The organism is Streptomyces sp. NPDC017529 (assembly GCF_044329785.1).
Classification (GTDB): domain Bacteria; phylum Actinomycetota; class Actinomycetes; order Streptomycetales; family Streptomycetaceae; genus Streptomyces.
This window is the reverse complement of sequence record NZ_JBIRJY010000016.1, coordinates 152,321-155,255: the sequence shown is the minus strand read 5'-3', so window position 1 is coordinate 155,255 and position 2,935 is coordinate 152,321. Positions and strand designations below refer to the sequence as shown.

The window sequence follows — 2,935 nt, the reverse complement described above, 5'->3', positions numbered from 1 at the left end:
CCACACAACACCTCCTCCGTCGCCGTCGCCGCACCACGACCACCCACCACCACAAACCCAGGCACCGGCAAAGCAGCCCTGTCCAACTTCCCGTTCACCGTGAGGGGCAGTGCCTCCAGCACCACCACCGCGGCGGGGACCATGTGCTCCGGGAGGCGGGTGCCGGCGAAGTCGCGCAGCGCCGGGCCGTCGAGAACCGCGTCGCCCTCAGGGACGACGTAGGCGACGAGACGCCTGTCGCCCGGCCGGTCCTCGCGCACCACCACCGCGGCCTGGGCCACGTCGGAGCGCGTGAGGAGTTCGGACGCGATCTCGCCAGGCTCGACGCGGAACCCACGGATCTTGAGCTGCTCGTCCGCCCTGCCAACGAAGTGCAGCTGCCCGTCGGCGGTCCACTTCGCCAGGTCACCGGAGCGGTACATCCGCGCGCCCTCGGCGAAGGGGTTGGCGACGAAGCGTTCCGCCGTCAGGTCCGGGCGGCCCACGTAGCCGCGCGCCAGCCCGAGCCCGGCCACGTACAGCTCGCCGGTGATGCCGGGAGGCAGCGGTCGCAGGAAGCTGTCCAGGACGTACACCTGGGCGTTGTCGAGCGCCGGGCCTATCGGGGGCGGTGCGTCCTGCGGGGTGATGCCTTCCGCCAGCAGCGTCGTCGTCGTGATCACGGTGGCCTCGGTCGGGCCGTAGGCGTTCCACACCCGCGCCCCGGCCCGCCACCGCGCCGCCAGTTCCGCACTCACGCGCTCCGCACCGACCACCCAGTTCGACACACCGGGAACAGCGGCCGGGTCGAGCAGGTCCAGCAGCGACGGGACCACACTCGCCACGCTCACGCCCGCGGTACGGATCATCTCCGCGAGAGCCGTGGGGTCCATACGTTCTTCACTGGAAGCGATCGCAAGGGTGCCACCGGCGGCCAGTGTGACGGCCACGTCCAGGACGGCGGCGTCGAAACTGAGCGAAGCGAACTGGAGCACGGTCACACCCGGGTCGGCTCCCAGCACCGGACGCATCGCCGCCGCCAGGTTGGCCACACCACCGTGGGGCACCGCCACGCCCTTGGGCCGGCCGGTGGAACCGGACGTGTAGATGACGTAGGCCGCCTGTTGCGCGTGCAGCGTCACTTCGAGCGGGTCGGGCGCTTCGGCGGCGATGGCTTCGGCCGCCTCGTCCAGCGGTACGGCAGCCGCCGAACCCACCGACGTGCCGGCCAGTGTCTCGGTGGTGCCCAGGACGACAGTCGCATCGCTGTCGGCGATCATGTACGCGAGCCGGTCGGCGGGATACTCCGGGTCCAGCGGCACGTACACACCGCCGGCCTTCCACACCGCCAGCAGCCCGACCACCATCTCCACTCCGCGCCGCAGGCACAGGCCCACCCGCGACTCACGGCCGACACCCAGGCCGGTCAGGTAGCGCGCCAACCGGTTCGCCCGCGCCTCCAACTCCCCGTACGACAACACCTCCGAGCCACACCGCACCGCGGCCACGTCCGGCGCTCGTTCCACGCGTGCCCGGAACAGTTCCGGCAGCGTGCCCCCCGCGAGCGGCCGCGCGGTGTCGTTCCACTCCCGCACCACGAGTGCACGCTCGGCCTCGTCCAGCACGTCGATCTCGCCGACCCGTACGGACGGGTCCGCCGCGACCTGTTCCAGCACCCGCAGCAGGCGGCGGAGGATCGACTGGACCGTGCCTCGGTCGAACAGGTCAGGCCGGTAGTCGATCTTCCAGGGCATCCGGTCGCCGGGGGCCACGATCAGTGTGAGCGGGTAGTGCGCGGACTCCTGGCCGCCGGTGAACGAGATGGCGAAGCTGTCCGGGGCGGGCTGCCCGGCCGGGGGCCGCGGATAGTTCTCGTACACCACGAGCGAGTCGAAGGCCGCTCCGGGGCCGGCCACTCTCTGGACCTCCGACAGCCCGAGGTGGTGGTGTGCCATCAGCGCCGACTGGCGTTCCTGCAACTGCGCCAGCATGTCCAGCACCGGCTGCCCGCCCCTGAGGGGAATCCGTACCGGAAGTGTGTTCATGGTGAGGCCGACCATCGACTCCACGCCCGGCAGCTCCGTGGGCCGCCCGGCGGAGGTGGCGCCGAACACCACGTCGTCGTGCCCGGTCAGCCGGGCCAGCACCAGCGCCCACGCGCCCTGTACCAGCGTGTTCACGGTCAGGTTCTGGCCACGGGCCAGCCGCACCAGGTCCTGCGACAGCTTCGCGGGCATGTCGGTGGTCTCGGATTCGCACACCACGGTCGGCGTGGCGGGATCCGCCGGCGCCACGAGCGTCGGCTCGTCGACCCCGGCCAGCTCCGCCCGCCACGCGTCCCGCGCCGCCTCCTTGTCCTGGCGGTTCGCCCACGCCAGGTAGTCGCGGTAGGAGGTGGTCGGCGGCAGCCCGGCGGTGGTTCCGCCCGCCCTGTACGCCGCGAACATCTCGTTGACGAGGATGGGCAGGGACCAGCCGTCCAGGAGGATGTGGTGATGGGTGAGCACCATACGGTGCCGCTCCGCACCGAGCCGGACGAGCAGTACGCGCAGCAGGGGCGCGGTCGCCAGGTCGAAACGTTCCGTGCGGTCCCGTTCGGACAGCCGGGCCAGCTCGGCGAGGGCTTCCGCCTCCGGCATGCCGGAGAGGTCGGCTTGCTGCCAGGGCAGCGTCACCTCCCGGGCGATGACCTGCATGGCCTCGCCCGACTTGCGCCGGCGGAAGCCCGCCCGCAGGGCGGCGTGCCGGGACAGCAGGCTCTGCCACGACCTTCGCAGGCGGTCCGTGTCCAGCGGTCCGACCAGCTCAAGTCCTCGCTGTCCCTGGTAAACGTCCGGGCCTTCGCTGTCGAAGGTGGCGTGGAAGAGCAACCCCTCCTGCAGCGGCGACAGCGGCCAGACGTCCTCGATACGGGATCGGGTCATTGCTCTATCTCCTCGTGAGTGATTTCGCGGGG

Annotated in this window: 1 protein-coding gene; it reads right to left on the bottom strand. The window is 71.4% G+C overall.

The annotated features are described in order from the left end of the window. Nucleotides 1-2,903 (bottom strand): amino acid adenylation domain-containing protein (locus ACH4K4_RS30440; protein ID WP_398171706.1); only part of this gene is annotated, 2,903 nt, incomplete at its 3' end. Nucleotides 2,904-2,935 lie beyond the last annotated feature (32 nt).